This window comes from Microlunatus parietis, from assembly GCF_013407955.1.
GTDB lineage: Bacteria > Actinomycetota > Actinomycetes > Propionibacteriales > Propionibacteriaceae > Microlunatus > Microlunatus parietis.
This window is the reverse complement of the sequence record NZ_JACCBU010000001.1, coordinates 2,888,771-2,912,414: the sequence shown is the minus strand read 5'-3', so window position 1 is coordinate 2,912,414 and position 23,644 is coordinate 2,888,771. Positions and strand designations below refer to the sequence as shown.

The window sequence follows — 23,644 nt, the reverse complement described above, 5'->3', positions numbered from 1 at the left end:
CTGGAGGTTCGCATGACACCGTCGTTTGCCGACCGTACTCCTCGCCGCGATTTCCTCGCCCTGGCCGGGCTCAGCTCGGCCGGCCTCGCCCTGACCTCCTGCGGTACGCCGGAACTGCCGCCGCCCGCCGCGACCGGCACCGACAGCGGCGGCCAACCGACCGCGACCGGCTCGGCGCCTCGAGAGGTGCCGCGCGGGAAGCCGGCGGACGTGCCGCGGGAACAGACCCTGATGCTCTCGTACGGCGACGGCAGCGACCTCGGCATCTGCAACCCGTACGCCTCCGGCTTCAACCATCAGCGCGGCATGGCCGCCCTGCTGGAACCACTCTGGTACTACTCGGCCTTCTCCGGCGAGACGACGCCGTGGTTGGCCGACGGCGAGCCGGTCTACGCGAAGGACTACAAGTCGGTGACGATCACCACCCGCACCGACGCGAAGTGGAGTGACGGTACGCCGTTCAGCGCCAAGGACGTCGCGTTCTCGGTGGAGATGCTGCGGAACGAGAAGAACGCCGCGATGACGTACGCGGCCGATATCCGGGAATGGGTGAAGAAGGCCGAGGCGACCGACGACAAGACGGTCAAGATCACCTTCACCAAGCCGGCGCCGCGGTTCGCGTTCGACTACCTGTACTTCAAGAACGACCTCGGCATCTTCCTGGTGCCGGAGCACATCTTCTCCGAGCAGAAGGATCAGTACGGGTTCCTGTTCTACGACCCGAGCAAGCAGTGGCCGGTGGTCACCGGGCCGTACACGGTGGTCGACTGGACCGTGCAGCAGCGGCTGCTCGATCGCCGGGACGACTGGTGGGCGGTCCAGGCGGGCCTGGCCGAGGCGCCCGGACCGAAGCGGATCATCGTGGTTCCGTTCACCGACCCGACGAACACCGCGCAGCAGTTGATCAACAACGAGCTGGACTCCTCGCTGGACCTGCGGCCGCCGGTGATCAAGCAGGTGGTGGACCAGAACCAGAAGATCATCGCCTGGACCGACCGGAACGCGCCGTACGGCTACACCGACTGGTGGCCGCAGTCGCTGTTCTTCAACTGTGCCGCCCCGCCGTTCGACGATCTGGACATGCGGCGGGCGATCAACCACGGGATCAACCGGCAGCAGTTGGTCGACATCGGCTACGAGGGCGCCGGAACCCTGTCCGAGCTGCCGTTCCCGGACTTCCCGCCGCTGAAGCCGTATCTGGACGCGGCCCGGCCGATGCTGGCCCAGTACCCGACGAACGCCTACGACCTCGCCAAGGTCGACGCGATCATGACCGGCAAGGGCTACGCCAAGGACGGCGACGGGCTGTGGGCCAAGGACGGCAAGCGGGTCGACGCGACGATCTACGGCATCGTCGACCTGGTCAACGACTACGGCGCGATCCTGGCCGAGCAGCTCCGGGCGGCCGGTTTCGAGGCGTCGCTGCAGACGCCGGGTGACTCGGTGACCAGGATCACGGACGGCTCGGCGAAGCTGTTCCTGTTCGGCTTCGCCGGGGCCATCGCGGATCCGTACCCGTCACTGGAGCTGATGCACTCGCGGCACTACTCCAAGATCGGCGAGGCCGGCGACGTGAGCAGCCACTGGCGAAACGCCGAGTACGACAAGATCGTCGAGCAGATGGCCTCGCTGCCGGTCGCCGATCCCGGCGAGCTGCCGCTGTTCCTGCAGGCGATGGAGATCTATCTGCGCGAACTGCCGCACACGCCGCTGGTGCAGTGGATGCACCGGATCCCGTACAACACGACCTACTGGACCGGCTGGCCGACGGCCTCCGATCCCTATCTGCCGGGTGCGTTCTGGTTCAAGACGTTCTCGCTGGAACTGACCCGGATCAAGCCGGCTGCCGGCTGAAGGCGAGGTCCGGCCGTGTATTCCTTGCAATACCTGCTGAAACGGATCGGCCTGTTGATCACCGTCATGTGGACGGCGGCGACGATCAACTTCCTGATCCCCAAGCTCAGCCCGCGCGATCCGATCCGGGAACGGCTGTTGCAGGCGGCGACCCAGGGTGGTCGCAACCAGACCGGCCTGCAGCAGATGGCCGAGGCCTACTCACGCGACTTCGGCCTCGATCAGCCGCTCTGGCAGCAGTATCTGAACTCGCTGCTCAAGGTGGTCCGGTTCGACTACGGCTATTCGATCTCGCAGTATCCGCGCACCGTCAACTCGGTGATCTTGGACGCGATGCCGTGGACTCTCGGCCTCGGCCTGGTGTCGATCTTGATCGCGTTCGTGATCGGCACCATCCTCGGCGCCCTGCTCGGCTGGCCCCGGTCGCCGCGCTGGCTGCGGTTCTTCGTGCCGACGTCGATGCTGACCAGCGCGGTGCCGGCGTTCGTGCTCGGCTTCCTGTTGATCTACGTGTTCGCGTTCCAGCTGAAGCTGTTCCCGCTGGCCGGCGCGTACTCGCGGACGGCGACGCCGGAGTTCAGCGGCGAGTTCATCCTGGACGTGATCCGGCACGCGTTCCTGCCGGCCTGCGCGCTGATCTTGTTCCAGCTCGGCGGGCAGGCGTTGCAGATGCGCAGCCTGATGGTGATGACGACCGGTGAGGACTACATCATCTTCGCCGACGCCAAGGGTCTGAAGCCGCGCCGGATCTTCCTCAAGTACGCGGTCCGCAACGCGCTGCTGCCGCAGGTGACCGGCCTGGTCATGTCGCTCGGCACGTTCATCTTCTCGACCGTGCTGGTGGAGACCCTGTTCGCGTACCCGGGATTAGGCGGGTTGATCAACGGGTCGATCCAGGTGCTCGACTACAACCTGCTGTACGGCATCACGATGATCCTGGTCTTCGCGGTCTGCATCGCGACCCTGATCGTCGACCTGATCTATCCGCTGCTGGATCCGCGGATCCGCTACGGGAAGGCGTGACGCCATGGCCGTGACCGCAGCTCCCGCGCGGGTGGTGCCGACCCCGCGCCCGAGGGTGGGCCGGGCCCGGGCGCTGTTCCTCTACCTGCGCCGGCACCCGATGCTGACCGTCGGGTTGATCATGTTCCTCGCCCTGGTGCTGTTCTCGACCGCCGGGACGTTGTTGATCAACCCGCTGAAGGACCCGTACCCGCTGGCCGGACCGGCCAGCAAGCCGCCCTCGCCGGAGTACTGGTTCGGCACCGACGCGCAGGGCCGCGACCTGTTCGCGGTGATGGTCGTCGGCACCCGGCTGAGCCTCCAGATCGGCCTGCTGGCCGGCGCGATCGGGCTCGGCATCGGGATCGTCCTGGGCCTGATCTCCGCGTTCTACGGCGGCTGGCTGGACAACGTGATCCGGTGGGTGGTCGACGTCATGTTCACCATCCCGAGCTTCCTGGTGATGGTCGTGATCGCCTCGCTGCTGCGGCAGTACATCTCGATCGAGAGCATGGCGCTGATCCTGGCCGCGTTCGCCTGGCCGGGGCCGACCCGCGCGATCCGGGCCCAGGTGCTGTCGCTGCGCGAGCGCGAGTTCCTCCGGCTGGCCCGGCTGTCCGGGATGCGCGGGCCGGAGATCATCGTCCGCGAACTGTTGCCGAACCTGGCGCCGTTCCTGCTGGCCGGCTTCGTCTCGGCGTTGATCGCGGCCGTCTACGGCGCGCTGGGACTGGAACTGCTCGGCCTCGGGTCGCAGCGGGAACCGACACTGGGCATGACGTTCTTCTGGATGCAACGGTTCTCCGCGCTGCTGCGCAACCTCTGGTGGTGGTGGGGCATCCCGATCGGGATCATCCTGATCCTGATCTTGTCGCTGTTCCTCATCTCGTTCGCCCTGGACGAATGGGCCAACCCGCGATCCCGGAGGTCCCAGTGAGTACGGAACCGGCGCTGTCCGTGCGTGATCTTGAGGTCACGTACTACACCGACGACGGGCCGGTCAGTGCGGTCAACGGGGTCTCGTTCGACCTGATGCCGGGCGAGAAACTCGGCCTGGTGGGCGAATCGGGCTCCGGCAAGTCCACCATGGCGCTGGCCCTGATGCGGCTGCTCCGGGCACCGACCGTGATCTCCGGCCAGGTGTTGCTGGACGGCGAGGACCTGATCGGGATGCCGGAGCGCCGGGTCCGGCAGCTCCGGTCGAGCAAGATCAGCATGATTCCGCAGGGCGCGATGAACTCGCTCAACCCGGTGGCCCGGATCGAGAACCAGATCATCGACACGCTGGAAGATCACGGGACGCGCCGGGACAAGCGGACGCTGCTCGGGCTGGCCCGGGACGCGCTGGAGGCGGTCGGGCTGCGCCGTTCGGTGGGCCGGATGTATCCGCACGAGCTGTCCGGCGGGATGAAGCAGCGGGTCTGCATCGCGATCGCGGTGGCCATGCAGCCGCAGGTGGTGATCGCGGACGAGCCGACCTCGGCGCTGGACGTCGTGGTGCAGCGGCAGGTGATGGACACTATCCTCAAGCTGCAGGACGAACTCGGCGTCGCGGTGATCTTGATCGGCCACGACATGGGGTTGATGGCGCAGACGGTGGACCGGCTAGCGGTGATGTACGCGGGCAAGCTGGCCGAGCTGTCGCCGATTCGGGAGATCTTCGCCGATCCCTTGCACCCGTACACGGAACTGTTGATCGAGAGCCTGCCCAAGCTGGCCGACCGCGGCACGTTCCGCGGCATTCCCGGCCTGCCGCCGTCGCTGCGGTCGATGCCGTCCGGCTGCCTGTTCCATCCGCGCTGCCCGAAGGCGTTCGATCCGTGTGTGGACTTGGAGCCGGCCTACGGCGCAACCTCCGTGCGCCCTGAGCCTGTCGAAGGGCATCAGCGCTTCGTCGCCTGTCACCTGCATCAGACCGAGGAGAGCCATGTCGGATGATCGAGTTCCGCTGGTCGAGCTGACCGAGGCGACCAAGATCTACCGCGGCGGCATGCTGTCCAAGACGTCGACGATCGCTCTTGATCATGTGTCGCTGACCATCCGCGGCGACACGCCGCAGGTGGTCTCGGTGGTCGGCGAGAGCGGCAGCGGCAAGTCGACGCTGGCCTCGCTGCTGCTCGGCTTCATCGCCCCGACCGAAGGGACGGTACGGTTCCAGGGCCGCGACATCGCCAAGCTGCGCGGCGCCGAGCTGGGTCAGTTCCGGCGCGAGGTGCAGGCCGTGTTCCAGGACCCGTTCTCGGTGTTCAACCCGTTCTACAAGGTCGATCACGTGTTGACCGTGCCGATCCAGAAGTTCAAGCTGGCCCGGTCGACCGCGCAGCGGCAGGAAATGATGATCACCGCCCTGGAGGCGGTGGGCCTGCGGCCGGACGAGACGCTCGGCCGCTATCCGCACCAGCTGTCCGGCGGCCAGCGGCAGCGGGTGATCGTCGCCCGGGCGTTGATGCTGAAGCCGAAGTTGATCATCGCCGACGAGCCGGTGTCGATGGTCGATGCCTCGCTGCGGGCGACGATCCTGGAGAGCCTGCGCACGGTGAACCGGACGCTGAACGTACCGATCCTCTACATCACCCACGACCTCGGCACCGCCTACCACGTCAGTGATCACATTCTGGTGATGTATCGCGGCAGCATCGTCGAGGCCGGCGCTGTGGAGACCGTGATCGACGCGCCGCAGCATCCGTACACACGGCTCTTGATCGACTCCATCCCGTGGCCGGATCCCCAACAGGCCTGGGGATCCGAGCGGGCGACGGCATCCGAGCTCGAGGTGCCGGAGCAGCATCCCGGCTGCCGGTTCGCGGACCGCTGCCCGGCCGCCGAGGCGCACTGCCTGGACGCGCCGCCGCCGAACTACCTGATCAAGGAGGGCCACGTCGCCGCCTGCTATCTCTACCGGGACCGGCCGGCGCTCGGCGGCGAGGCGTTCCGGCAGGTGCTCGCGACGGAGTCGCCCTCCAGCTCCTGACACCTCCGCTCAGGCAAGCCGGGCCGCGGCCAGGCGCAGGTCCTCGACCAGGCCGGCGTAGACCGCGTCACGGTCCTCGGCCCGCAGCGCCGCAGACGGATGGACGGTGGCCAGCGCCCAAGCCGTACTGCCGGGCAGGTCGAAGATCCGGCCGCGATGATCACCGACCCGATAGTCCGCGCCGAGCAGGCTCTGCCCGGCCAATGCGCCGAGCAGTACGACGCCGTCCGGCTCGACCAGGTCCAGTTCGGCACTCAGCCAGGGCCGGCAGGCGGTGGTCTGGCGCAGCGTGGGCCGCTGGTGAATCCGCCGCTTGCCGCGATGCTCGAACCGGAAGTGCTTGACCGCGTTGGTCAGGTAGAGCTGCTCGCGATCCAGCCCGGCGTCCTCGAGGGCCCGGTCCAGCACCCGGCCGGCCGGTCCGGTGAACGGGCGGCCGTCGCGGTCCTCGACGTCGCCCGGCTGCTCGCCGACCAGCACCAACGGCGCGTCCCGCGGGCCCTCGCCGAACACCGCCTGGGTGGCGTCGAGGTAGAGATCGCAGCCCTGGCACGTCTTGATCGCCGTACGCAGGTTCCGCGGACCGGGCCGCGCCGGCAGGAACTCCTCGGCGCCGGGATAGACGGTTCGGGTGGCCATGACCCGTGGAATACCCAGCGCGGGCCGGTCTCAGCGGTTCGCCCGCACTAGGGTCGCAGTGTTGATCGCGACAACCGGAACAGTGAGGTTTCAGATGGGCGACACCCTCAGGATCGGGGCGCACGAGGCGGTGACGATCCGACGCAGCGACCCCGACTGCCTGGAGCTCGAGGCGCGGTACGAACCGCACGGCTCCCCGCCGCCGGCCCATTTCCATCCCGCTCACGACGAACGGTTCGAGGTCGTCGCGGGACGGCTCAGTGTCGAACTCGGCGGGATCAACGAGAGCTACGAGGCCGGCGCGGGCTTCGGCATCCCGCGCGGCACCGTGCACCGGATGTGGAACAGCGGCGGCGCCCCGGCCGTGGTGCGCTGGTGGAGCACACCCGCGATGCAGGCCGAGTCCTGGTTCCGCGGGCTGGCCGCGCTGCAGCGGTCGGCGGCCGCGGCCGGAAAGGCCCGCCCCGATCTGCTCGCCTTCGCCGCGCACGCCGCCGGCCATCGGGACACGTTCCGGCTGGTGCTCGGCAACTCCACGCTGCTCGGCGCGGTCTTCGTCGGCTGCCTCGGCGGGATCGGCCGTCTCCTCGGCCGTCGCCCGGACCCCGGTGTCAGGGGTGACGGTTAGCCTCCCCGGATGAGGTACGGATTCATAGCAAGCACCGGGAACCCGAACGAGCAGGTCGAGCTGGCGGTCGAGGCGGAACGGGCCGGCTGGGACGGCTTCTTCAGCTGGGATGGCATGTCCATCGGCGCCATGGACATGTACGACCCGTGGGCGATCCTGGCCGCGGCGGCGGTCCGGACTGAGCGGATCACCCTGGGCGCGATGGTGTTCGCGCTGACCCGGCGCCGCCCCTGGAAGGTGGCCCGCGAGGCGATGACGATCGACCATCTCTCCGGCGGCCGGCTGGTGATCCCGGTCGGCCTCGGCGCGGCGGACGACGGCGGGTTCGGCAAGGTCGGGCCGCCGGAGGCCACCGACCGGCGGACCCGGGCCGCGCTGCTGGACGAGACGCTGGCGATCATGGAACAGGCCTGGTTGGGCGAGCGGGTCGACTTCGCGGGCGAGCACTACCGGGTGGACGGGCTGCGGTTCGAGCCGCGCCCGGTGCAGCGGCCGCGGATCCCGATCTGGGTGGTCGCGGCCTGGCCACGGCCCAAGTCGATGGCCCGAGCCGCCCGCTGGGACGGGATCCTGCCGTCCCTTTCGGAGGACTCCACCCGCCAGCTGTCACCGGACGACGTCACCAAGATCATCGGCTGGCTGAGGGACCGGAACGCCTCGACTCGGGAGTTGATCATCGAAGGCGTTTCGCCCGGCGACGACGCGGGCTGGGCCGCGAGACACCTGAAGCCGCTGGCCGACGCCGGCGCGACCTGGTGGATCGAGTCCCGCTGGGAGGCCCCGAACGACCCCGCCACCCTGCTCGAACGAGTCCGCCAGGGCCCGCCCCGGTAGCACCTCGTTCCCTGAGCCTGTCGAAGGGCCGGGGCAGTGTGGTCGCCGTGCCCTGAGCTTGTCGAAGGGCCGAGCCGGATCCGGCTTGCCCTTCGACAAGCTCAGGGAGTGTCGGCGTGGAGGACGGCGAGGGCGCCGGCGAGCAGTTCGCGGCGTAGTTGATCAACGGGTACGTCGGCGAACTGGCTGATCGGGTCGGTCGCGGCGGCGAAGGCCTGGGCGGCCCGGATCCGCCGGCGCCGGCTCGGGCGCGGCCCGGCCAGCACCGCGGCGGCCCGGTGGCTGAAGCCGACCACCCGTTCCATGGTGTTCAGCGTCTGATCGCCGTACACGGAAGCGTCCCGGAGCAGCAGGGCCATGGTCTCCCGGTGCCGCAGCATGGCGTCGACGCAGCCCTCGAGCAGGGCCTGCTGCCGCGCGGCCAGCCCGGTCACCTGCTCGGCGGCCTCGATCGCCGCTCCCAGTTCCGCGATCGGCGACTCGACGAGTTCGGCCAGGATCTCGGCCTTGCTGGTGAAGTGGTGATAGAGCGAGGCCTTGGTGATCCCGACCCCGTCCGCGACCTGCCGCATCGAGGTCGCGCCGTAGCTGTGCGTGCCGAACAGGTCGCGGGACACGGCCAGGATCCGGTCCCGGGTGGTGCCCGTCTCGGCGGTACGGCTCACGGCCGGAAACTCTACCGGCCGGGCTGTCGATCGGGTTCCGGCCGAATCGTCATCACTGCGACCACCCACGATCAAGGAGGCAGAGATGGCGACCATCACCGTGTTCCAGCACCTCACGCTCGACGGAGTCATGCAGGGTCCCGGCGGCCCGGACGAGGATTCGCGCGGCGGGTTCGTGCACGGCGGCTGGGCGGCACGGCACGCGGGCGAGCAGCCGGACGGATTCCTCGGCGACTTCTGGACGGGCGGGTTCGCCTGGCTGTTCGGGCACCGTACCTACTGCGACCTGCTCCGGCACTGGACCACCACTCCGGAGCCGAACCCGTTCGCCGACGGCCTGGTCAACACCCCGAAGTACGTCGTCTCCCGGTCCGCCGACACCGAACTCGGCTATCCGAATTCGACCCTGCTGGCCGGCGAGGCCGCCGAGACGGTCGCCGCGCTCAAGGAACAGGCGACCGGGGCGCTGGTCGTGATGGGCAGCGGCGACCTGATCGACGCCCTCCGACCGGCCGGACTGATCGACGACTACCTCCTGCTGATCAACCCGGTGGTGCTCGGTTCGGGCCGGCGGATGTTCGGAGCGGGCGAGACGTCCGATCTGACCCTGCGCAAGGTCCTGACCAGCCCGGCCGGAGTGATCTCCGCCCACTACACCACCCGTTGAGAGAGGATGATCGACATGCGTTACACGCTGCTGCTGCACTACCCGGAACCCAACGACGAGGAACTCAGCCCCGAGGCGATGGCCGAGGGCCAGCGGGAGTTCACCGCTTACGCCGCGGCCCTGCAGGCCGCCGGAGTCCTGATCGGCGCGGAGGTCCTGCAGCCTTCGGTCAACACCACCACGCTGACCGCGGTGGACGGGACGCTGCGGGTCCAGGACGGACCGTTCGCCGACACCAAGGAACAACTCGGCGGCACGTTCGTGATCGACGTGCCCGACCTCGACGCCGCGATCGAGTGGGCCCGGCAGGCGCCGTCGATCTCCTGGGGTTCGGTGGAGATCAGGCCCGGGGCGACCCACACCGTCGACGGCGTCTGGACCCCGAACCACGGAGTGGCACCGGGCAACTGCCCGACCCAATGAGCGACGGTCCCGCCGCCGAGGCCGCCGCGGCGGCGGACCGGGCCGCGCGCGTCAGCTACGGTCGGCTGGTCGCCCTGCTCGCCGCGCCCAACGGTGATCTTGCCGGCGCCGAGGACGCCCTCGCCGCGGCCTTCGAGCAGGCGCTGAGCCGCTGGCCGGCCGACGGTGTGCCGGACAACCCGGACGGCTGGCTGCTCACCGTCGCCCGGAACCGGCTCCGGGACCGCTGGAAGTCGTCCGCCTACCGGACCAGCGTGCCGCTGCCGGATGATCATGAAACCGAAGTTGATCTTGGTACGGCAGTCGGGCCGGAGGCGCTCGACTCCGACGCGCTGGGGGAGAAGCGGCTCGAGCTGCTCTTCGTCTGTGCCCACCCGGCGATCGACCCGGCGGTCCGGGCGCCGCTGATGCTGCAGACGGTGCTCGGCTTCGAGGCCGCTCAGATCGGCCGCGCCTTCGCCGTCCCGGCCGCGACGATGGCGCAGCGGCTGGTCCGGGCCAAGCGGCGGATCAAGGACGCCCGGATCCCGTTCGCGGTCCCGGATCGCCGGCGGCTCGCGGAGCGGCTGCCGGCCGTGCTGGAGGCGGTGTACGCCTGCTACGCGATCGCCTGGCCGGCCGTCGAGCTGCCCGCGACGGCACCGGAATCGCTGGCCGGCGAGGCGCAATTTCTCGCCGTCACGCTGGCCGAACTGCTCGGGACCGAACCGGAGGCGTGGGGCCTGGCGGCGTTGATCACCCTGGCCCAGGCCCGGCGCCCGGCCGGCGCCGACGAGTACGTACCGCTGGAGGAGCAGGATCCGGGCGGCTGGGACGCGTCCATGATCACCGAGGGGGAAGGCTATCTGCGCCGGGCCGCAGCGACCCCTCCCGGCCGGTTCCAGCTGGAGGCGGCGATCCAGGCGGTGCACTGTGCTCGGCGGCGGACGGGCGTGACGGACTGGCCGGCCCTGCGTACGCTCTATGCCGCGCTGGTCCGGGTGGCCCCGAGCCTGGGCGGCCGGGTCGCCTTGGCCGCCGTCGTCGCGCGGACCGACGGGCCCGCGTCCGGCCTTGATCAACTCGACGGGCTCGCCGCGGAAGCGCCTGCTGTGGAAGCGTTTCAGCCCTATCACGCGGTGCGGGCCGATCTGCTCGCCCGGCTCGGCCGGACCGAGGACGCGGCGGCGGCCTTCGACCGGGCGATCTTCCTGGCCGGCGACCCGATGGTCCGGTCCTACCTGGCCGCCCATCGTTCCGAGGTGCTATCGTAACTCCCAACCGACCGGTCGGTAGGGAGGGTGATCATGATCCACGGAGAGTGCGAGCCGCGCTTCGCGGCGGTGCGGGACGCGTTCGAGCAGAACTTCGCCGAGGGACGCGAGATCGGCGCGAGTTGTTGTGTGTACGCCGACGGCGAGCCGGTGGCGAACCTCTGGGGCGGGGTGGCCGATGCGGCGGGCCGGCGGCCCTGGGCCCCGGACACGCTCGCCAACATCGCCTCGGTGACGAAGACGCTTGCGGCCACGGCGGTGTTGACTCTGGTCGACCGCGGCATCCTGGACCTGGACCGGCCGATCGCGGACACCTGGCCGGAGTTCGCCGCGGCGGGCAAGGCGGCGGTGACCCTGCGCGACTTGCTGGCGCACCGTTCCGGCGTGGTCAGCCTGGCGCACCGGCCGATCACGTACGAGGACGAGGTGGCCGGAACCCCGATCATGGACGCCATCGCGGCCGCGCGTCCCGAGTGGCCGCCGGGGACGGCGCACGGCTATCACGGCCTGACCATCGGCCACGCGCTGAGCGCGATCATGCTGCGGGTCACCGGCCGGACCGTCGGTCGTTGGTTCGCCGAGGAGTTGGCCGGCCCGCTCGGGCTGGACTGCTTCATCGGGCTGCCGGCCGCGGAGCTGCCGCGGCTGGCCGAGATGATCACCCCGGACGATCCGGAGACGGTGCGGCTCGGCGCCGACGTCCCGGAGCTCCGCCCGCTGTTCGAGGCGCTGAACGACCCGTCGTCGCTGACCTTCCGGGCGATGTACGCCAGCATGGCGTTCGGCTGGGAGTCCGCCAACGACCCGCGCTACGTCCAGGTGGAGGCGCCGTCCACCGATGGAGTGGCCTCCGCCGCCGGGCTGGCCCGCACCTATGCCGCGCTGATCGGCGAGGTGGACGGGGTCCGGTTGATCGGCCCGGAACTGCTGGCCGAGGTCCGCCGGTCGCACTCCAGCGGGCTGGACCAAGTGCTGCGGCTGCGCAGCGACTTCGGGCTCGGCTTCATGCTGCCCGGCGGCCCGCTCTTCCCGGCCGCTGCGAGTCCGGGCAGCTTCGGCCACGGCGGCGCGACGGGTTCGTTCGCGCTGGCCGACCCGGACCGCGGCCTCACCCTCGCGTACGTACCGAATCGTGGGTCGGAGCTGCTCGAGGGCAACGACCTCCGGATCAACAACCTCGTCGCCGCCCTCTACCGGGGATAACCGGTTGACCCGGCCGCGGCGCGGCTGGTGGGGTGAGGACACGATCGATGCCGACGCGAAAGGAGGCGAGAACCATGACTGTTTCGTCCTGCACCCTCGCCCTGAAAGGTCTTTCGACTTGGCATTCGCACGCTCGTTCCGGTGCGCCCACTGCGCGGTAGAGGTCTCCCTCGACGCGCCCGGCACCACCCATCGCAACCACTGCCCCGCCTGTCTGTGGTCGCGGCATCTTGATCGCAACGTCCCCGGAGACCGGGACGCCGACTGCTCCGGCGGCATGGAGCCGATCGCGGTGACCGTCCGCGGCGAAGGCCGCTGGGTGCTGATCCACCGCTGCACCCAGTGCGGCCGGCTTCGGCTGAACAAGACCGCCGGCGACGACAACGTCCTCCAACTGATGCGGTTGGCCGCTCTGCCGCTGACGATGCCGTTCGTCCCCTTCGCCGCCGACTCCGACGATGGCGACCGTCGTCCGGCATCGCCCGGACCGAGGAAGCCGCGGCACGGCAAGATGATCAAGAAGCAAGGAGGTCACGTGGCTACCTGAACGCGTCGGCGGCCGCCTGGATCTTGTCGTGCCAGGTCCGCCACCCGTCGGGGTCGGCGGCGTCCGAACCGGTGCTGCCGTCGATCAGTTCGCGGATGATGTCGGCGTGCCCGGCGTGCTGACTGGTCTCGGCGATCATCCGGGTCATGATCACGCCGAGCGTGGTGTCCCGCTTCGCCTCGTCCCACCACGGCACCGAGCCCGGGCTGTCCAGGTCCAGTGCCTCGATCGTCGCGTCCGCGTGCGCGCAGCCGTCCCGGTAGCAACCGAGCAGGTAGTCGGTCGACTCGTCCGGAGTGGCGAACATGTCGGCGCCCTCCCAGATCGCGTCGCTCTCGATCCACGGCAGCAGCCGCTCCGGCGGACGGCCGAACGTGGTGCCGAGGTAGCCGAACTCGAGGCCGGCGAGGTGCTTGATCAGGCCGAGCAGGTTGGTGCCGCTCGGTGTCATCGGCCGGCGCCGGTCGTACTCGCCGATGCCGTCGATCTTGGTCATCATGGTCTTCCGCGCGGCGCGCAGATAGTCGTGCATGGCCTCCTTGAGGGCCTGCTGAGTCGTCATCCCCTGATCATCGCACCCGCCGCCGACGGCTACCATGCGATCATGGACCACGCTGCGCGTCGACCGAACCTGATCATGATCATGAGCGATGATCATGCCGCCCACGCGATCGGCAGCTACGGCAGCCGGATCAACCGGACCCCGCACCTGGACCGGATCGCGGCAGCCGGGATGCGGTTCGACAACTGCTTCTGCACCAACGCGATCTGCACGCCCAGCCGGGCCGCGATCCTGACCGGTGAATACAGCCACGTCAACGGAGTCCGGACCCTGTTCGACACCCTGGACAACACCAGACCGCAACTGCAGAAGGACCTCCGGAAGGCCGGCTACCAGACCGCGCTGGTCGGCAAGTGGCATCTCGGGCACACTCCGGAGAACGAACCGGCCGGGTTCGACTACTGGCGGGTGCTGCCCGGCCAGGGCGACTACCACGATCCGGAGCTGATCGGTCCGGACGGTGCGCAGCGGCATCCGGGCTACGTCACCGACATCATCACCGACCTGTCGCTCGGCTGGCTGGACCGGCGGGACCCGACGAAGCCGTTCCTGATGATGATCAACCACAAGGCGCCGCACCGGCCGTGGGACCCGGACACCAAGCACGCAACGCTGTACGACGACGTGGACATCCCGGAACCGGAGATGTTCGCCGATGATCATGACGGACGCGCCGCCGTGCTGGCCGGCGTGAAGATGAGCATGGCCGACCTGACCGAGCGGGATCTCAAGCAGCCGGTACCGCACGGCCTGTCCGCGGAGGAGGAGCGGTCCTGGCGCTACCAGCGCTACATCAAGGACTACCTGCGTTGCATCGCCTCGGTCGACCGCAACGTCGGCCGGGTGCTGGACTGGGTCGAGGAGCAGGGTCTGACCGACGAGACCGTGATCATCTACACCTCCGACCAGGGCTTCTTCCTCGGTGATCACGGCTGGTACGACAAGCGCCTGACGTATGAGGAATCGCTCCGGATGCCGCTCCTGGTCAGCTATCCGCCGTTGATCACACCGGGCAGCGTCTGCACCGACCTGGTCACCAACCTCGACTTCGCACCGACGCTGCTGGACCTGGCCGGTGCGCCGCTGCCCGAGCGGCTGCAGGGCTACAGCCTGACCGACTCACTGGCCGGGCGCCCGCCGGCGGAGCCGCAGACCTGCGTCTACCACCGCTACTGGGAGCACCTGTCCGAGCCGCACGCCGTGCCGGCCCAGCTGGGCGTCCGGACCGAGCGCTACAAGCTGATCTGCTACCTGGAGCCGGCACCTGGCGGCACCGGCTACCAGGCATCCGAGTTCGAGTTGTACGACCTCGACCTCGACGCCGCCGAACTGGTCAACCTCTACAACGCCCCGGAATACGCCGCCGTCGCCCAGGACCTGATCGGCCAGCTCCGGCAGCGTCAGTTGGAGGTCGACGACCGCGACCTGGTCGCCGGCCTGCCCTGATTCGGCGCCGGGAACGTTGATCAGCTTCCGGCGAGTTGGGGCACCAGGTTGTCCAGCGCGTACGGGACGCTGAGCGGCGTGTTGTAGGCCATCGCGGCGCCGGCGAACGGCTCCTCGTAGTAGGGGATCTCCAGGGTGCGCTTCTCCCGGGTGACCGCGAGCTGTTGATAGAGCTTGTTGGCCGCGAGCCACTTACGGGTGTCGGCGTCGGCCAGCAACAGCAGCCGATCCAGATCGAGCACATCGATCCGCTCCGGCGAGATCTCGGCGCCGAACTTGTCGCCGATGATCTTGTTCACGTCGTCCGGCGTCCGGTACCCCAGATCGCTCAGGAACCGCCCGCGCGGATCGTCCTTGCCGAAGGCGTAGAACGTCTGCTGCCCGGGATCGACCACGGCGGCGGTCTGCTCGGCGAACTCCGGATGTTCCTTGCGTACGGTGGCGAACCGCTCGTCCAGGCCGGCCAGGATCCGGTCCGCCTCGGCCGACTTGCCGATGATCTTGGCCGCGTTGCGGAACATGACCGCCCGGTCGGTCGTGTAGGGCGCACTGTCCGGATCCTCGGCGACCGTCGGCGCGATCGCGGACAGCTTGGTGTAGACGTCCTCCTCGAGCTCGGCGTACAGCCCGACGATCACGTCCGGCGCCAGCTCGGCGATCTTCTCGTACTCCAGGTCCTGGCTGCCGATGTAGGTCACCTCGGTGTCACCCCAGGCCGGTTTGATCCAGGGCCAGGTGTGGTCGATCTCCTCGCCGAACCAGGCCCGGACCCCGATCGGCCGCACACCGAGGGCGAGGAAGAACTCATGGTCGGTGAAGCCGACGGTGATGATCTTGGCCGGCGGCGTCTCGAGGGTCGTGGTGCCCCTGGCGTGCTCGATGGTGACCGGGAAACCGGCGGCCGGTGCGCCGGATCCGGCCGGGGTCGCCGGGGCGACCGATTGGCAGCCGGCGATCACCGGGGCTGCGGCCGCGGCCGCGATCAGTCCGAGCGCGCGTCGCCGCGAGAATCCTGAGTAGGTAAGGCTCACATAACTAACTCTAACGCCCGGCAACCTCGGCCACGCCACCGACGGTCGACGTTCCCGCGGGAACGTCGACGCGCCGTCGGGAAGGTGGCCGTCGGATCCCTACGGCAGCTGATCGTCGGTCGTGTCCAGGCGGTGGGTCAGGATCGCCAGTTGGATCCGGTTGTCCAGGCCGAGACTCGCCAGCATGCCGGAGATCGCCGCCTTCACCGTGCCCGCGGAGAGGTAGAGCTCGGCGGCGATGTCGGCGTTGGACAGCCCCGCGGTCACGCCCCGGGCGATCGCACGCTCCCGTTCGCCGAGCGCTTCGAACGCGGCCTTGACCGGAGCCGGTACCGGTGCCTCGGCCGGCTCGGCGGGCCGGCGGGTGTGCCGGACCAGCGCACGCAGGACGGCGGGGCTGAACACCGGGTCGCCCGCCGCGGCAGCGTGCACGGCGGCGACGAGCTGCTCGGGCGGCGCGTCCTTGACCAGGTAGCCGGCCGCACCGGCCCGGATCGCGGCCAGCACGGTCTGGTCGGCGTCGAACGTGGTGAGCATGATCACCGGCGGCGGATCGGTCAGCGCGGCCAGCCGGCGGACGGCCTCGATCCCGTCCACCCCGGGCATCCGGATGTCCATCAAGATCACGTCCGGCCGATGATCACGGACCGCGTCCGGCACCGGCTCGCCGTCGTTCAGCTCGGCCACGACCTCGATCCACGGGTCGCCGGCCAGCAACATCCGCAGCCCGGTGATCACGAGCGGGTCGTCGTCGACCAGTGCGACCCGGACCGGTTCCTCGCTCAGGTCCGCCACGGCAACCTCGCGGTGAGCACGAATCGGCCGTCCGAGACCGTACGGGACAACCGGCCGCCGTCCAGCCGGACCCGTTCGGCGAGTCCGGTGAGGCCGACGCCGGCCCCAGGGATCTCGGCCTCGGTGGCACCGACCGGCAGCTGATTACCGATCATGATCACGACCTCTCGTCCCGGGACCCCGGCCAGCTCCACCTCGACCTGCGCTCCCGGAGTGTGTTTGCGGGCATTGGTCAGTCCCTCCTGGATAGTACGGAAGATCGTCCGCTGCAGCTGGCTGTCCAGGTCGGACAATTGATCAAGGCCGACGAGCTCATGCAGGTTGATCACCTGGCCGGAGGCTCGCGCCTCGGCGATCAGTTCCGGCAGTCCGGCCAGGGTGACCTGCGGCCGTTCCGTACCGAGTTCGCCGGGTGCCTCGGACGGATCCGCTTGCAACACCATGAGCACCTGGCGGAGTTCCTCGAGAGCCCGGTGGGCCGACTCCCTGATCACGCCGACCGAGGACCGGAGCTCCTCACCGCTGAGCGGGCGGCCCTGTTCCGCGGCGGCCCGGCTGCGGTACTCGAGGGCGCCCGCATGCACCGAGAGCAAGGAGATCCGGTGCGCCAGCACGTCGTGCATCTCGCGCGCGACCTGCTGCCGTTCGGCCTGCCGGACCTGGGCCAACTGCCGCTCGTAGTCGTTACGGTCGCGTTCGGCCGAATCGATCAGCCCGGCGATCACCTGCCGCCGGGCTCGCGCGGCGAGGCCGAACGCGACCGCGGTGCCGTAGATCAACACCATGAACACGACCCAGAGCAGGAACTCGTCGGTCAGCGGGACGACCAGGTAGTAGCCGATTGCGATGATCAGATGCACCGCGAACACGGCGAGGTAGCCGAACGTCCGGCGGTACGCGGTGACGGTGTAGACCGCGATCACGGCGGGCGGGCCCGCGGTGAGGAACAGGCCGCCGAGGGGCGCCAGCAGGAAGCCGATCAGCAGGGGATAGCGGCGCCGCCACCAGAGCGCCGCGGACGCGATCACGGCGCCGGCGATGTCGACCGGTAGCCACCAGTCCGGCAGTCTCGCGAACACCCCGGCCATCCCGAACGTCGTCAGCACGATGCCGAAGATCGACACGGCGAACAGCACGGAGTCGATCACCCAGTCCTGGCGGCGCCGGGCCACCGCGAACGGGTTCAACCGTTCCGCGAGCCGGCGCAGCGTCAGGGTCGTGGGCATGGTCCCGACCTTATGTCCGGCGGCTGTCGCGGTGAACGAGGTTTGGCCGGTCGGCCCGCGGATCTGGCCGGTCGGCGGCTTCCGGACCGACCGACGCCCGGTCAGCCTCGACCCATGGATGATCAGGGCAACGCGTTCGAGCTGGACCGGCTGCGCAAGGAGTTCGGCGACAAGATCGCCGTGGACGACGTCACCCTGGCGGTGCCGCGCGGCTCGTTCTTCGGGCTGGTCGGGCCGAACGGCGCTGGCAAGACCACCGCACTGTCGATGGCCGTCGGCCTGCTCCGGCCGACCTCCGGCACGGCCCGGGTGCTGGGCATCGACACCTGGCAGGACCCGGTCGGCGCCAAGACCGCGCTCGGCGTGCTCCCGGACGGATTGGCGCTGCCGGAGCGGCTGACCGGTGCCGAGCTGCTCGACTACTGGGGCCTGCTGCGCGGCCTGGACCGCACGGTGATCAGGAACCGGACCGCGGAGCTGTTGCGGGTGCTCGAGCTGGAGGAGGCCGAGCAGCTGGGCACCGTGGTGCTGGAGTACTCCACCGGCATGCGGAAGAAGATCGGCCTGGCGACCGCGCTGCTGCATTCGCCGAAGGTGCTGGTGCTCGACGAGCCGTACGAGGCCGTCGACCCGGTGTCCGGGCGGGTGCTGACCAAGATCCTGCGCCGCTTCGTCGCGGCCGGCGGCACCGTGATCATGTCCAGTCACGTGATGCCACTGGTCGAGCAGCTCTGCGACCGGGTCGCGATCATCGCCCGCGGCCGGGTCGCCGTCGAGGGAACCCTCGACGAGGTGCGGGCCGGTGGCAGCCTCGAAGACCGGTTCGTCGAGCTGGTCGGGGAGCGCGAACTGGTCGGGGAGGAGCTGTCGTGGTTGGGATCCTGATCTCGATGAAGTTCGCCATGCTGCGGCACTCGCCGATCGGCATGCGGCTGGCGGGCTGGGTGCTCGGCGGGGCGCTGGTGTTGATCACTTGGGCCGGCGGGCTGTTCGCGGCGGGCGACGCGGTCCGGTCCGAGGTCCTGATGGTGATCTTCGCCTGCTGGTTCGCCGGTGCCGCGCTCGGTCCGGTGACCATGTCCGGCGCCGGTGTGCTGCGGGCCGAGTACTTCACGCTGTTGCCGATCCCGCGGCAACGGCTGGCGCTCGGCCTGCTGGCCGCGGTGTTCCCCGGCGTCGCTTCGGGCTATCTGCTGCTGGGCGGGCTGGCGATCATGATCCAGGCGTTCGCGCTCGCTCCGGTCGCGGTGGTCGTGGCGGTGCCGGCGGCACTGCTCGGCTGGGCGATGACGATCATCGTGTCCCGCTTGATCTACGCCGCGCTCGGCTCGGCGATGCGGACCTGGCTCGGGGTGGAGATCGCCGGCCTCCAGTTCGGCTTCCTGATCGGCGGCCTGCTGGCCGGCTGGATGGTGATCGCGCAGGCGTTCCGTACCGTCCCGGAGTTGATCACGTACGGTCTCTCGGACCAGGTGAGCGCGGTGCTGGTCTGGCTGCCGAGCTCGTGGCCGCTCAACGCGGTGCAGGCGGCGGCTGCGGGAGACTGGCCCGGCGCGTTCGGCTGGCTCGGGCTGCTGGCCGTGATCACCGCCGCGCTGCTCGGCCTGGCCGCCGTCCTGCTCCGGCCCCAGCTCGACGGGGGCACGGCGCGCGGGACGCGCCGGCCGCTCGGCAGCCGTGTGTTGACCGGGCGACGGTTGCTGCCGGCCACCGAGCTGGGCGCCGTGCTGGGCAAGGAGTTGCGGCAGTGGTGGCGCGATCCGTGGCGCAAGCTGGAGTGGCGCAGCGGGATCTACACCGGGCTGGTGATCGGCCTGTTCGCGTACCTCTCCGGCACCTATCAGCTGGCCGCGCCGCTGTCCGGCCTGATGATCGCGTTCATGATCTGCCTCAGCGGCTGCAACCTCTACGGCCAGGACGGCTCGGCCGCCTGGCTCACCGTCGTCGGCCAGCGGACGGGCTCGGTCCGGGCGGACGTTCGCGGGCGGCAACTGGCCATGATCATCCTGTTCGGCACGCCGGCCTTGATCGTCTCGGTCCTGTTGATCATGCTCACCGGACAGCACTGGGCCTGGCCCGCCGTGATCGCCGGCCTGCCGGCGCTGACCGGCGTCGCCAGCGGGCTCGCGATCTTGATCTCCGCGGTCGCGGTGTCGCCCGGCGTTGACCCGCGCCGCCGGGTCGGCCCGAACGACGCCGGCGGTGACCTGAGTCTGCAAGCCAACCTCGCGATCTGGCTGACCGTGCTGTTGATCATCCCGACCGCCGGCGCGCTGGTGGTCGGCTATCTCGCGCTGCCGCCCTGGGGCCCGTGGCTCGCGATCGTCGTCGGCGTGATCAGCGGCTGGCTCGGCTACTGGCTGCTCGGCCGGCTGACGATCACGTACCTCGCCGACCGGCTGCCGACCCTGTTCACCCGGATCCGGTACGGCCGCAACGACGACGGCGCCGCCGCCGGCCTGCTCGGCAGCCTGGAGAGCTCGGCCCAGAAGGCGGAGGAGGAGGCCCGAGCCGCCAAGGAAAAGGAGAAGGCGGACCGGGCGAAGAAGCGGGCCGCCGAACGAACGGTCGAGAAGGTGTGACGCGACTCAGCCGTCGACCGGCCGGAGCGATCTCCACGATGTCGGGCAGCGCTGTTGGGATCATCGCTCAAACGGGTCGCTCATCGCTTCGTCGATCGCCTCGCATCCGCGCCGAGGGGAGCCCGGCTGGTCGAGATCATGCGGTTCCTCTCGACCGACGTCCGGAACGGTGGCGAACCCTCCTGCTGGCGGATTGATCGCGTTCCGTACTCCAGCTGTCATCAAGGGCTCTCGGTCAAGGCCGAAACCGCCGCCGAGCGCGACTTCGCACTGTCCAGGACCGAGCCGCGGGCGTCGCCGAGCTGCTCGACGATGAACCCTTCGGTCTCGACCATCGCGGCCAGCAACCCTTCGTCCTCGGGTACGAAGAGCTGGCTGACGATCTTCTCGGTCACGGGGTCGAACTCCCACAGGCCGACGATCCGGCCTCGGTCCAAGATCAACTGGCACGGTGGGTCCTTCAGGTCGCCGAGTCGTTTGGACGGTTCCAGCGGTGACGGGCGGTCGGCGTCGGCCGGGTCCAGCAGCCTGCCCAGGTCACGGTGCAGCAGGTGGCTGCCGTCGATCCAGCCGACCAGCGCGTACTCGGGATCGGCCGGGGCGGTGAACTCCTCGAACTCGGCGACCAGTTCGGTGGGCAGCAGCCGGCCGTCGCCGAGATCGGTCAGGTCGATCGCCGCCACGGCCCGCTTCGCCACGGCCGCGCCGAGTCCGGAGAACCAGCGGAAGTGGGCCAGGGTCGCCGGGCCGGCCCACGCGAAGTAGCGGCTGGCCAGGTCGGCGGCGACGAGGTCGGGATCGATATCGGCGCCGGCCAGCGGCGACGGGGTCCAACGGACGTAGCCGTACCGCTGTTGATCAAGACGGCCGTCGATCGGCACCCGGCGCAGTTCGCCGGCCGACTGTAGCAGGCCGAGCGCCAGCGGCAGCGTACTCGAGACGCCGCGCTTGCGGCCCGCCTCGCCGAGGCTGCGGGCGGCGTCGCCGAGCCGGTCCCGGAGGTCCTGCGGCTGTAGCGGCGTGCCGGCCTCGGACACCGCCGCCAGCACCGCCTCGCCGAGCCGATCGATCTCGGCCTCGGTGACGTCCAGGTGCTTGATCGCCGCCGCCAACTCGGCCCGCGGTGCCCCGGCTCCGGCGGCGAGCCCGATCGCAAAGTCCTCGGCGGGCAACAGGTACGTGCAGCCGCGGGCGGACGGCAACTCGCAGATCGCCACCTCGGCCACCGCTCGGTCCGCCGCCGCCCGGTCGATCCCGGCGCGCGCGAACAAGGTCAGGTACGGATTCGAGCCGCCGACCGTGCGTGCCCAGCCGGTCCGCCGCAACACCTCGGCCGGCTCCGTACCGTCGAGCCGGTGCGCCAGGCCCTGCCGGCGGAACCACCAGCCGCGCAACTTCGCCATATCCATGCCGCTAAGATACATCCACTCCGGATATATCCAATGTGGATTCAACGGTGGGAGGCGTGGCGTGACACCGGCACAGTTCGCCCTGCTGCTCGCACTGTCCCAGGATGAACGGCACGGCTGGGGGCTGATCAAGGACGTCGAGGAGCTCACCGGGGGACGGATCCAGCTCGGGCCGGGCACGCTCTACCGGACGCTGCAGCGACTCCGGGTGGACGGCATGATCGAGGAGGTCGGCGTCGACCCGGCCGCCGTCCGCGCCGACCGCCGGGCCGAACGGCAGCGCCGTTACCGGATCACCCCGGCCGGGCGGGCCGCGGTGACCGCCGAGGCCAGGTTCCTGGCCGGAATGCTGGACCGGCCGCCGGCCCGGCGGCTGCTCGAGGAGGAGGGTTGATCATGATCACCGACGACGAGTTCCGCGGGGTCACGCCGCAGTTGATCGTGTCCGACACGGACGCCGCGGTGCGGTTCTATGCCGCGGCCTTCGGCGCCGACGAGCTGCTCCGCAACACCGGTCCCGGCGGCCGGGTGTTCCACTGCGAGTTGTTGATCATGGGCGGACGGCTGCTGCTGCACGACGACTTCGACGACGACTCGCCGACCGCGATCGGCGGCAGCCCGGTCGTGCTGCACTTGTACGTCGAGGATGTGGACGCCGCCTTCCGGGCCGCGGTCGACGCCGGTGCCACGCCGACCGCGCCCCCGGAGGACGCCTTCTGGGGTGATCGGTACGCCCAGCTGACCGACCCGTTCGGGCATCGCTGGTCTCTGGCCAGCCGGCGTAGCGAGTTGAGCGTCGCCGAGCAGCAGGAAGCCGCCGACACCTGGTCCGCCGAGGCGCTCGACGAGAATGATCGACGGACCGCGCCGTAGCCCGACCCAGCCCCCGCCAGCCGCACGATCGGCCCCGGCCGCCTGGAAAGCGGTCCGATCCGCGCGCACCCACCTCGGCTGGACCGAGGCGCCGAGATGGAGTGGTGACGTACCGACCTGAAGCCGGCCCGGGCAACGTCCCCAAGTCGACTCTCGATCCGCCGGTCGCCTTTCGGGCCGGGCATCCCGCCCAGACCGCAGATTCTCCGGCCGCCCGTCACCCGACCTCGCCGAGCGGACCCAAAGGGCATCGATCTGGCTGTGGAACTGCCAAGGCGTCCACTCGCGATGGGGCCGAAACAGGCATCCACGGTCGGACCGCAAGATCTTCGGCATCGCACAACACGGGCTGATCGGACCGTCCCGCTCAGCCAGGGAGTGCGGGCGACCGGTACGTCCTTCGTGCCTGGAGGTCGCCCTCGCTCCGGCTCCGAGCCTCGTTTTCCGTGTCGCGGTGCGCTCCGGTTTCGGTGCCGTGCTGCCTGTCCTCGGTCGTGCGCGGGTTCGCCCTCGCCCTCGCTCCGGGCGCTCCGTCGCCCCCGGTCGCGTTGGCGCCGCATTGGTGCGGTGGCTCCTTCTTCGTTCGTGCGCTCGGTTCGCGCGCTGTTGCTCCTTACCCGTCGCCCGGGTCGCGGTGCGCTGGTCGGTGCCGTGCTGCTTGTGCTCGCCGGTGTTTCGGGGTTCGGCTGCGGCACCTCGCTCCGGGCGCTCAGTCGGCCCTGTGGCGATGGGTCCAGTTTGCTGCCGCGGCTCCTACTTCGGTCGTGCTTCGGGTTCGCAGGCTGCTGCTCCTTGCGCGTCGCCCGCGTCGCGGTGTGGTCCGGCTCCGGGCCGCGCTTCCTTACTCGCTCGCACTTCGGGGTTCGCCCGTGCTTCGATCCTGGCCCGTGGCCTGCGCTTCGGTTCCTTGCCGGGGTTTCGTGCTTCGGTTCCTGGCCCGTCGCTCGTGCTTCGGTTCCTGGCCCGTCGCCCGCGCTCCGTCTCCTCGCCGTCGCCCGCGCCCGGCTCCTCGCTCGTCGTCCGCGCGGTGTGCC

The 23,644-nt window shown here is 69.9% G+C and carries 24 protein-coding genes; 17 read left to right on the top strand and 7 right to left on the bottom strand.

What is annotated here, in order from left to right; all coding sequences use genetic code 11:
• Positions 1–12: 12 nt before the first annotated feature.
• The 5 genes from BKA15_RS13950 to BKA15_RS13930 are packed head-to-tail and all read left to right on the top strand — an operon-like array spanning position 13 to position 5,827.
• On the top strand, positions 13–1,854 hold the full coding sequence (locus BKA15_RS13950; RefSeq protein ID WP_179751678.1) for an ABC transporter substrate-binding protein: 1,842 nt from the start codon (positions 13–15) through the stop codon (positions 1,852–1,854).
• A gap of 15 nt (positions 1,855–1,869) precedes the next feature.
• Positions 1,870–2,877: an ABC transporter permease gene (locus BKA15_RS13945; RefSeq protein WP_312879027.1), complete on the top strand. Its 1,008-nt coding sequence runs from the start codon at positions 1,870–1,872 to the stop codon at positions 2,875–2,877.
• 4 nt (positions 2,878–2,881) lie between these two features.
• Entirely contained in the window at positions 2,882–3,793 is a 912-nt protein-coding gene (locus BKA15_RS13940; protein WP_179751676.1) for an ABC transporter permease, read from the top strand.
• Complete coding sequence (locus BKA15_RS13935; RefSeq protein WP_312879026.1) at positions 3,790–4,794, top strand: ABC transporter ATP-binding protein; 1,005 nt, start codon at positions 3,790–3,792, stop codon at positions 4,792–4,794. Before BKA15_RS13940 ends, BKA15_RS13935 begins: the two co-directional genes overlap by 4 nt.
• Positions 4,784–5,827 carry an ABC transporter ATP-binding protein gene (locus tag BKA15_RS13930; RefSeq protein ID WP_179751672.1) on the top strand — a complete coding sequence of 348 codons (1,044 nt, stop codon included), beginning with the start codon at positions 4,784–4,786 and terminating at the stop codon, positions 5,825–5,827. The genes BKA15_RS13935 and BKA15_RS13930 overlap by 11 nt, the downstream gene beginning before the upstream one ends.
• 9 nt (positions 5,828–5,836) lie before the next feature.
• Here BKA15_RS13930 and BKA15_RS13925 read toward each other — a convergent pair whose 3' ends face one another.
• The gene (locus BKA15_RS13925; RefSeq protein WP_179751670.1) at positions 5,837–6,466 is read right to left on the bottom strand and encodes a UdgX family uracil-DNA binding protein; all 630 of its coding nucleotides are present in this window, start codon (positions 6,464–6,466) and stop codon (positions 5,837–5,839) included.
• Between the two features lie 94 nt (positions 6,467–6,560).
• On the opposite strand from BKA15_RS13925, the gene BKA15_RS13920 reads away from it, so the two are divergent.
• Positions 6,561–7,094 carry a cupin domain-containing protein gene (locus BKA15_RS13920; protein WP_179751668.1) on the top strand — a complete coding sequence of 178 codons (534 nt, stop codon included), beginning with the start codon at positions 6,561–6,563 and terminating at the stop codon, positions 7,092–7,094.
• 9 nt (positions 7,095–7,103) lie between these two features.
• A complete protein-coding gene (locus tag BKA15_RS13915; protein WP_179751665.1) occupies positions 7,104–7,928 on the top strand; it encodes an LLM class flavin-dependent oxidoreductase in 825 nt (274 codons plus the stop codon).
• A gap of 101 nt (positions 7,929–8,029) precedes the next feature.
• Here BKA15_RS13915 and BKA15_RS13910 read toward each other — a convergent pair whose 3' ends face one another.
• Positions 8,030–8,593: a TetR/AcrR family transcriptional regulator gene (locus BKA15_RS13910; protein WP_179751663.1), complete on the bottom strand. Its 564-nt coding sequence runs from the start codon at positions 8,591–8,593 to the stop codon at positions 8,030–8,032.
• An 85-nt stretch (positions 8,594–8,678) separates the two neighbouring features.
• Between BKA15_RS13910 and BKA15_RS13905 the strand changes: the two genes are divergently transcribed.
• The 5 genes from BKA15_RS13905 to BKA15_RS13885 are packed head-to-tail and all read left to right on the top strand — an operon-like array spanning position 8,679 to position 12,686.
• The gene (locus tag BKA15_RS13905; protein ID WP_179751661.1) at positions 8,679–9,260 is read left to right on the top strand and encodes a dihydrofolate reductase family protein; all 582 of its coding nucleotides are present in this window, start codon (positions 8,679–8,681) and stop codon (positions 9,258–9,260) included.
• Between the two features lie 6 nt (positions 9,261–9,266).
• Positions 9,267–9,683, top strand: coding sequence for a YciI family protein (locus BKA15_RS13900; protein WP_218871306.1), 417 nt, complete (start codon positions 9,267–9,269; stop codon positions 9,681–9,683).
• The gene (locus BKA15_RS13895; protein WP_179751658.1) at positions 9,680–10,936 is read left to right on the top strand and encodes an RNA polymerase sigma factor; all 1,257 of its coding nucleotides are present in this window, start codon (positions 9,680–9,682) and stop codon (positions 10,934–10,936) included. Before BKA15_RS13900 ends, BKA15_RS13895 begins: the two co-directional genes overlap by 4 nt.
• 33 nt (positions 10,937–10,969) lie before the next feature.
• Entirely contained in the window at positions 10,970–12,139 is a 1,170-nt protein-coding gene (locus BKA15_RS13890) for a serine hydrolase domain-containing protein (protein ID WP_218871304.1), read from the top strand.
• A 4-nt stretch (positions 12,140–12,143) separates the two neighbouring features.
• Positions 12,144–12,686, top strand: a complete 543-nt coding sequence (locus BKA15_RS13885) for an RNHCP domain-containing protein (protein ID WP_246322339.1) — start codon at positions 12,144–12,146, stop codon at positions 12,684–12,686.
• Here the strand turns inward: BKA15_RS13885 and BKA15_RS13880 are convergent.
• Entirely contained in the window at positions 12,679–13,248 is a 570-nt protein-coding gene (locus tag BKA15_RS13880) for a DinB family protein (protein ID WP_179751654.1), read from the bottom strand. The two genes, BKA15_RS13885 and BKA15_RS13880, sit on opposite strands and share 8 nt — an antisense overlap.
• A gap of 42 nt (positions 13,249–13,290) precedes the next feature.
• Between BKA15_RS13880 and BKA15_RS13875 the strand changes: the two genes are divergently transcribed.
• Positions 13,291–14,694 carry a sulfatase family protein gene (locus BKA15_RS13875; RefSeq protein ID WP_179751652.1) on the top strand — a complete coding sequence of 468 codons (1,404 nt, stop codon included), beginning with the start codon at positions 13,291–13,293 and terminating at the stop codon, positions 14,692–14,694.
• A 20-nt stretch (positions 14,695–14,714) separates the two neighbouring features.
• Here the strand turns inward: BKA15_RS13875 and BKA15_RS13870 are convergent, their stop codons facing one another.
• The 3 genes from BKA15_RS13870 to BKA15_RS13860 all read right to left on the bottom strand — a co-directional run bounded on the left by BKA15_RS13870 (position 14,715) and on the right by BKA15_RS13860 (position 17,746).
• Positions 14,715–15,725 carry an ABC transporter substrate-binding protein gene (locus tag BKA15_RS13870; protein WP_179751650.1) on the bottom strand — a complete coding sequence of 337 codons (1,011 nt, stop codon included), beginning with the start codon at positions 15,723–15,725 and terminating at the stop codon, positions 14,715–14,717.
• A 99-nt stretch (positions 15,726–15,824) separates the two neighbouring features.
• Positions 15,825–16,520 carry a response regulator gene (locus BKA15_RS13865; protein ID WP_312879025.1) on the bottom strand — a complete coding sequence of 232 codons (696 nt, stop codon included), beginning with the start codon at positions 16,518–16,520 and terminating at the stop codon, positions 15,825–15,827.
• Positions 16,508–17,746 (bottom strand): sensor histidine kinase, encoded by a 1,239-nt coding sequence (locus BKA15_RS13860; protein ID WP_179751648.1) that lies wholly within the window; start codon positions 17,744–17,746, stop codon positions 16,508–16,510. Before BKA15_RS13860 ends, BKA15_RS13865 begins: the two co-directional genes overlap by 13 nt.
• 114 nt (positions 17,747–17,860) lie before the next feature.
• Here BKA15_RS13860 and BKA15_RS13855 point away from each other — a divergent pair, with 114 nt between their 5' ends.
• Both BKA15_RS13855 and BKA15_RS13850 read left to right on the top strand, forming a co-directional pair.
• Positions 17,861–18,631, top strand: a complete 771-nt coding sequence (locus BKA15_RS13855) for an ABC transporter ATP-binding protein (RefSeq protein WP_179751646.1) — start codon at positions 17,861–17,863, stop codon at positions 18,629–18,631.
• A complete protein-coding gene (locus BKA15_RS13850) occupies positions 18,616–20,328 on the top strand; it encodes a hypothetical protein (protein WP_179751644.1) in 1,713 nt (570 codons plus the stop codon). Before BKA15_RS13855 ends, BKA15_RS13850 begins: the two co-directional genes overlap by 16 nt.
• A gap of 221 nt (positions 20,329–20,549) precedes the next feature.
• Here BKA15_RS13850 and BKA15_RS13845 read toward each other — a convergent pair whose 3' ends face one another.
• Complete coding sequence (locus tag BKA15_RS13845; protein ID WP_179751643.1) at positions 20,550–21,737, bottom strand: DNA glycosylase AlkZ-like family protein; 1,188 nt, start codon at positions 21,735–21,737, stop codon at positions 20,550–20,552.
• Positions 21,738–21,798: 61 nt separating this feature from the next.
• Here BKA15_RS13845 and BKA15_RS13840 point away from each other — a divergent pair, with 61 nt between their 5' ends.
• Together BKA15_RS13840 and BKA15_RS13835 are read left to right on the top strand one after the other, a co-directional pair.
• Positions 21,799–22,131, top strand: a complete 333-nt coding sequence (locus tag BKA15_RS13840) for a PadR family transcriptional regulator (RefSeq protein ID WP_218871303.1) — start codon at positions 21,799–21,801, stop codon at positions 22,129–22,131.
• Between the two features lie 2 nt (positions 22,132–22,133).
• Positions 22,134–22,610, top strand: a complete 477-nt coding sequence (locus tag BKA15_RS13835) for a VOC family protein (RefSeq protein ID WP_179751639.1) — start codon at positions 22,134–22,136, stop codon at positions 22,608–22,610.
• The last annotated feature ends 1,034 nt before the right edge of the window (positions 22,611–23,644 follow it).